Raw genomic sequence first — 7,217 nt, 5'->3', positions numbered from 1 at the left:
ACATCAAGAAAATGTTTCCTAGAACAATACATGCAGTTACACTTGAAGGTTTTCTAATAAAGTTAACTCTGTTTGTGTTTGGACTCCAATTAAACAAATCAATTAACTAGCAACTTGAATTAAATACTATAACGGTTAATTACCAATCCATCTTAAACTATTTTGATAATAGAAGTACTAATGCTTCTGCAGAATCATTCAATGCTAAAGTGAAAGCGTTTAGAAGTCAATTTAGAGGAGTGCGTAAAGTAGATTTCTTCTTATTCAGATTATCTAATCTTTTTGCATAATCCCCAACTTTTGAACCTGATCCATTGTAACGCTTTGGAGAAGGATTTTAGAAATTTCTTCTTATTCAGATTATCTAATCTTTTTGCATAATCCCCAACTTTTGAACCTGATCCCTTTTGAACCTGATCCTTTAAAAAACAACTAAATTGCAGAAAACAAAAAACCCACTCGAATTGAGTGGGTTTACTGTGAACTTAGAAGGAGTAAATTCCAACCTTTTGCTTGAAGACCTAAAAATTTTAGCTGACTCTTTTGAGGGTATTTTGTAACTTAAATCTAATGAAGTGTTTTTAAAAATTTGACAGAACAAAATCTAACTTACCAACATTATTATTTCAATATATTTTTTAATATAAAATGATATTAAAAAAAGGAGAAAAAACTCAGCTTATTATCTCCTTTCTCTATTCAGATTTTATTAATGAATACAATTCTCAACTCATAGTTTCTTTAATATGCTTAATAAATAATTTTATTATTACCTCTTTATGTTGTTGACATAATTTCCAATTCCACATTTCATTCTGAAAAATCATATCAGACTTCAAGGAATCTATAGATTTTTTAGCTTTAAATTCTGCACGCTTTACACTATAAATTTTATTACTATATTCAGAATTCATTCCTGGAGATAATAAAGCTAAATTTCCAAAATCATCCTTTTTTTCACGAATTATTTCAGCTTCATCAGTATGATCATAAACAATATTTAATTCTTCTGGCTTAGGATTTTGAGGAGAAATATGCTCTACAGAATTCTTAGCGGTCATTCTATAATCTTTCCAGTTTTCAAACCCAAGTTGCATTCTATTTTCCCAAAGAATATATTCTGTTTTATAAAACCAATAACTCGGATAACCGGTACCAATTGACGAATTCAATACTTCTTCAACAAATTCAATATTGCCTTTAAGTTGAAGATCAGTTCTGCTCATCATCTCATAACTCATCGTTCTCAAATCACGCCTTTCATTACAAAACATTGCATTGTCGAGTTTCTTCAAATAATCATATAGATTTTCAGTGTCTTCTTCATCAAGCATTTTATTTAAAAATGGAGTCAGCCAATAGTGTGTGATTATTTGTTGTGAATGATATAACATACTTTGTAGTAAAGCGAATCCCTCATTACTAATTGGTGATCGTCTTTGAAAAGCTGTTTTACTTTGATACAATTTTTTAATAAAATGGACTTCTTCATTATTTTCGACATTTCCAACCCATTTAATTACATGCCTATCAAAATTCTTTCGAACATTCCAAAGTAAATCTATAAAATCTTTAACGTCTTCGGATTTAGCAAAATAATGATTATGCATTCTGAAAATTTCTATTAAATCTTTTCCTTTTACTTCAACACTTTTATCACTATCTAAAATATTTTTATTTCTAAATTGAAATAAACGCAAGGTATGTAACAACAACATAGGAAAATTAATAATACTCCTAACTTTCCCTGAATCATAATCTTCTAAAACGCTATCATTGTTTTTAATTTGCGCTAAATCGTCATCGTCAATTCCTTCCTTTAAAATACAAAGTAACTTTTTAGACCTTATTTCTGAATTTTTATTTTTTAATCTGTCATGAATTTTGTTAGGAAGTTGTACAATCGTTTCTTCTTCATCTGATTTTTCCGGAAACAAATCTTTCCAACTTAAATTAGCAACAATTTTTATATTCTTCTCTAAATATTCATCCATTACAGAGCAGGCATCCCACAATAAACTATATTGATACATTTCCTCTCTGTTATCTTTTACAACACTTAATAACCGGGCTTTCAAAATTTCATGTTGTTGTAATTGCACACCACGATTGTTCATTGCCTCAAAAACTTTATTCTCATCAGTTTCTTTTGGCATTTGAGTAGAAATCAAGAAAACTTTTGTGTAAATGAATGACGCGAAATCTTTTTTTTCTACTTCTCCTTCAAGTTCTTTAAGAAAATTTTCAATTACGTTTTCTGCATTCGAAATAGGTTTTAATTCTTCTATTTCATGTTTTGTTAAGCTTAATTCAGAATTAGAAGAATTAAAGTATTGATTCGCAAAATCACGGATTGCAAAACTCATTCTCGCCTTTTCTAATTTATCAATTGTAATATGACTAAAATTCAATAAATCATAGCCAAGTTTTTTGCTTATAAGCCAAAGTGTAGTGAATCTTTGCTGCCCATCTATCAAATCAAGTTTACCATTATTTTTAGTAATCATTATTCCTCCCAAATAATATTTCGGCTGATTCTCGCTAAAAGCTTTATATAAATCTTCCAGTAATGTTTTTATCTGATCATCACCCCAAACATAAAGTCGTTGATAAATTGGGATATTGTATAAATCTGAATTAGCAACAACTTTCTCTAAAGTTATTTCAATAGAAGTTATAGGCATGTTATTTTTTTCCAATATATTCATATATCCATTTCTTCTTAGCAATTAGCTCACTGTTTTCTTCCTTTTTATAAAATGAAAGATTTGCATTCTTGTAATTATTTCTTACGCCGTAAACAGGATCTGAGGTTAAATCTGCATTATAATGATTTTTATCTGTAATTGATCTTAAAAATTCAAACACATCTTCCGATCGATAAGACATTTCAATAACATCTAACAGGTTTTGAGCATTATCCCTTAAAATTTTAATTACGGTTTGTGTGACAATAGTTCGTTGATAAATACGATAACTTCCTAATAAATAATCCATCCATAATGCAAATTCCTGTAATTTTTGATCTTTAAATTTATCATAATACACAACACTGGCAAGTTTGAAAAACATTTTCAAATAGTAGCTGTTCTGCGTAATCAGTTTGTTATATACTTTTATAAAAGCTTCATTTTTTTTATCGACAAATAATTGGTTATAAACGGCAAAATATTTCTCTGTATATAGAAAAAAACCAACTCCCTTTTGAATAGGCTGACGTATTGAAAATGGGTATTGAGATGCAGTAGACTGAAGATTTAAAATGCTCGGACGAATACATACTCCAAGTTGGGAATCATACGTTAGCTGGCTTGCTAATGTATTGCAAACATTAGGATATAGACGTATTATATCATTATTCTGCTCTTTAATTGTTTTCTTCTGAAAATCTTTTAAAATGGCATCTTTATTTTCAAATGACAAACTTTTTCCTTTCCAACTCCTACTTCGCCAAAGAATAAAATCAAACAACTCCGTTAAAAACTGTCCTTTATTGTTACTATCCCACTGTTTAGCAAATCTGCGCTGCAAATCTTCATTTCCTTTAAGCTCTCGTAAATGATAGGATTTTAAAAAATCTACTGCACTTAAACTCACTCCTCGACTATTTTGGTTATCAAAAAAAGTAAACGCTTCATCTTCTGAATTCGTTTTTATGACAGTAAAAACCAATTTTGAAAAAATTTCTTTTAACTTACCCTTAACTTCTAAACTTACATTTTCCGATAAATACTTGAAATTATGTTTAATAACAGCAGCCGAAAGCATAGAACTATATTCTAAATTCCATTTATTCTGAGCAAGATAACTTTTACTTTCATTACAAGTATAATCCAAAATAAGCAGACTAGTAATACGTTGTTGTCCATCAATAATTTCAAATTCTTCTTCACTTTTTTGATACAATAAAAGACATCCTAAGTAATAATGTTGTGCATTTTCATTATAATCTCCATTATAAAAAAAGTGATCTTTAACATCTTTAAGTAGATGCTTTAATTTCTCTTCATTCCAGACATAAGGACGCTGATAATCGGGCAATTTTACAGATACATCAGTTTCAAAAAAATCACTTGTAGATAATGTGCCTACTGTAAGAAAAAGTTCCTCATCAATATTTTCTTGTTTTTGACTTTTTACATCTATTTTTACCATTAAATTTTGATATTTATATTTCTTCTAAATCAGTCTTTGCAATGTACTTTTTACATTTTGAACAAGAAATTACTATTTTATTTCATAAGTTAAATAATTCGATAGTATACCGGATGGAGTTTTACTTCTTTTGTCTAGTATCTCAGTATTTGCAAAAACTATAAAGTTTTCTTTAGCTCTTGAAACGGCTACATTTAACATATTCGGCTTATTGTCTCTATCAAAAAACATTGTACCTGAATCGCCTTTCCCATAAACCATTGAAAACAAAACTATTGATCTTTCGGCTCCTTGAAGTGCATGAACGGTTCCTATTTTTAATTTATCAACATTAAATCCTGCATTTTTTAATGCATATCTCAAACTGTTTTTTTGACCCACAAAAGGAGTAATAATACCAAGAGAATCTTCGACTTTTCCATATCTTTCCTCTATTCTCGTTTTATTCTGAACTAACCAATTAACTATTGCCTTTACTTCATTGTCATTGTAACGACTTGAGTTTTTTACTGACGAATTCCCTTCAACATGAACGCAATACATTGGAGGGAATAATAAATCGCTTTTTGCTGGTCCTTTAAGTGGTACTAGCTTTCCATCGTATGCTAATACATTGCAATAATTAATAATCTCATCAAAACAGCGTCGATGCTCAACCAAAGTAACTCCTTTTTCCTTTGCGCCATGCTCTCGAATATTACTTGCATTTTGAGCCATTTTCATTACACTTCCAGTTGAAGCAAGAAAACCTTTAGGATCAAACTCTTTCTCATAAATAAGATCATCATAATTTTTAATGATACCGCATTTTTTTAAATTTCCAACATCAATTTTATTAGTGATGTTCCAAACAGGTTCAATTTGTTTTACATCACCTACTATAACTGCTTTCTTAGCAAGTGAAAATGTTGCAGTCCCCACCTCCGGCGCAACCTGGCCAGCCTCATCAACAATCAATAAATCTATAAAACTATAAAGTGGACGTGTGTCAAAAATATTTTTACCATCTTCTCCTTTTTTGAAAAACCTAAAGAAACTAAAAAATTTAGGAGCCATATAAAATGTACTAACAAAACAAGGCGTTAACATTGCTTGTCGTTCCCATCTATTTATCATTGCATCAAATCCTTTTCTATCGAAATTTTCATCTTTCAAATCCGATTCCAATTTTAATAACCATCTTCCTTCCCAATAATGCAAAGCAAGCTGAAATGCTTCATGACGAAGTGTAACATCCAACTCATCATAAAAACAATTTGGTTTAACACTATTTTTAATTTTAAAATATTCAAACTCCCAGTATTCGTCTTCTGTCTTAGGTGGATTTCCATTAATGGAATTAGAAATTTTCCATTCTTTCCATTTTTTTATCGACTCAATAATTGTTTTTCCAGTTGTTATTTTATTATCTATCTTTTCAAGTATTGCACTTTTTGTGAATACAAATTCTTTAGCTTCACTTATTAATGAATCTCTCAATAAGATTCTAACTTCCGATGCTCTATTTGCTAAAGCTGATTTCAATCCAAAAAAGCAAAATAGCTTTCTAAAAAAAGGTTCATTATTAAAATATGAAATAATTTTTTCTTCTAATTTATTTAAAATCTCAATATCAGATTGAAACTTTATTTCGTTTAAGATATTATCAGAGTAATATTTATCACGAATACTAATATCATTTAGATATCCATTTGAAAATAGTTGTTCATTTTGCAAGTAAACTTTCCATTTATTAGATGCTTCATGCAATATTGCCTGTATATTTAAAATTTCCTTCTGGATTTTTTTTATAGTATCATTAATATTTAAAACCTTATCTTTAAAATATTTTGAACATTTTTCAACAAAATAAGGTTTAGCAATTTTTAAATATTCTTGGTTTTCAACTCTACTAAATAAGCCTTGGCCATTTTGCTTTTTATAGTTTATTCCTTTCAACTCTGCCTCTGTTTTTCCATTAGCTGGTAGATAAGTAGCATAGCCATCAATTTCGGGTAGCCATCTTCCTTCTAAATTTCCAGGTTTTGTATTTGATTGAGAAAAACTATCTATGATATTTGTTACCGCTTGATTATTGGTTGAACACGCAAGGATTATAGAGGGTTCATTTCCTATTATAGCACTTTCTACAAATTTATTAGCAACTATACTTTGCAACAAAGTTGTTTTTCCTGTTCCAGGAGGTCCATTAACTGCAAAAATTTTGTCATTTGTCTTTAAAAAGGTATTTAAACTTTTACGTTGCGATATTGAGATTGGGAAATCAAATCCCATTTGTCCAGTATGCAAAAAATTTGAATCAATGAATTCAGATACATTTAATGGATTATTTTCTTTAGAATTGTGAAGTGTTATAAATGTCTTTAATAATTCAGGAATGCTGTCCTCCTTTAATATCTTTTCATACAAATGAATTATACCGATTGCGGCGTTCATATCTTCGTCCGGCAATAGAACTATTCCATTCTTTAGAGTTTCATACCCCTCTGAAACATAATTCTCTATATTTTGATTTATAGCTAAAGCAAAAACATTTTTTACATAATCTATATATTCCTGATAATTCACATATTGTTCTCTTCCCACAGCAGTTGCATTATCAATATTTTCAACTGTGCCAAATATAAATTCAGTTCTTTCATCTGCTAAGGGTTCTAAATACTTTCTTTGGAAAACTGGAAAATATTCTTCCGGAACCCGTAAACTTCCTTTTCTATCTAGTTTCGCAAAATACCAAAATGGAAATTTAGGCTGTTTGTCTTTTAAGAAAACAAGATTTTCTGTTGTGGGTTTTATTTTTATCGGAGATATCAAGACTTCGATTTCATCTAAATTAACCCAATTCTCACTATCCTTACTTGAAACACCTTTCTTTTTATTTATACGTTCTTCTTCAAAATTTATCAGGTTGTTTACATTGCTCAAATCTTCTATTTGTTGCATGTCAACTTCAAAACTCTCAATTTCAAAATGTTGAAGTTTGTCAATATTGATATCTGCTTTTAAAGAATCCGATAAACTTTTTTTCCAATATGTTAACCACTTTTTATATTCCATAATTT

The 7,217-nt window shown here is 29.3% G+C and carries 4 protein-coding genes and 1 pseudogene; 2 read left to right on the top strand and 3 right to left on the bottom strand.

Features of this window, described 5'->3' with window-relative positions; genetic code table 11:
- Positions 1 to 110 (top strand): annotated as a pseudogene (locus AAEO57_RS20865) (IS982 family transposase); the annotation flags it as partial.
- A gap of 18 nt (positions 111 to 128) precedes the next feature.
- Positions 129 to 290: a transposase gene (locus AAEO57_RS10280; protein ID WP_341692226.1), complete on the top strand. Its 162-nt coding sequence runs from the start codon at positions 129 to 131 to the stop codon at positions 288 to 290.
- A 435-nt stretch (positions 291 to 725) separates the two neighbouring features.
- On the opposite strand, the gene AAEO57_RS10275 is transcribed toward AAEO57_RS10280, so the two are convergent.
- The 3 genes from AAEO57_RS10275 to AAEO57_RS10265 form a co-directional block, all read right to left on the bottom strand.
- Positions 726 to 2,708 (bottom strand): DUF262 domain-containing protein, encoded by a 1,983-nt coding sequence (locus AAEO57_RS10275; protein ID WP_341692222.1) that lies wholly within the window; start codon positions 2,706 to 2,708, stop codon positions 726 to 728.
- Positions 2,686 to 4,155, bottom strand: coding sequence for a DUF262 domain-containing protein (locus AAEO57_RS10270; protein WP_341692220.1), 1,470 nt, complete (start codon positions 4,153 to 4,155; stop codon positions 2,686 to 2,688). Before AAEO57_RS10270 ends, AAEO57_RS10275 begins: the two co-directional genes overlap by 23 nt.
- A 72-nt stretch (positions 4,156 to 4,227) precedes the next feature.
- Positions 4,228 to 7,212 carry a DEAD/DEAH box helicase gene (locus tag AAEO57_RS10265; RefSeq protein WP_341692218.1) on the bottom strand — a complete coding sequence of 995 codons (2,985 nt, stop codon included), beginning with the start codon at positions 7,210 to 7,212 and terminating at the stop codon, positions 4,228 to 4,230.
- Between the last annotated feature and the right edge of the window lie 5 nt (positions 7,213 to 7,217).

It is taken from the genome of Flavobacterium calami (assembly GCF_038290035.1).
In the GTDB taxonomy this organism is placed as follows: Bacteria; Bacteroidota; Bacteroidia; order Flavobacteriales; family Flavobacteriaceae; genus Flavobacterium; species Flavobacterium calami.
The sequence above is the reverse complement of the archived record's forward strand: the minus strand, read 5'-3'. Positions and strand labels throughout refer to the sequence as shown.

Excerpts from the sequence above, each read along its gene's own strand:
- AAEO57_RS10265 (WP_341692218.1), bottom strand. The coding sequence starts at position 7,212 with ATGGAATATAAAAAGTGGTTAACATATTGGAAAAAAAGTTTATCGGAT.
- AAEO57_RS10275 (WP_341692222.1), bottom strand. The coding sequence starts at position 2,708 with ATGAATATATTGGAAAAAAATAACATGCCTATAACTTCTATTGAAATA.
- AAEO57_RS10270 (WP_341692220.1), bottom strand. The coding sequence starts at position 4,155 with ATGGTAAAAATAGATGTAAAAAGTCAAAAACAAGAAAATATTGATGAG.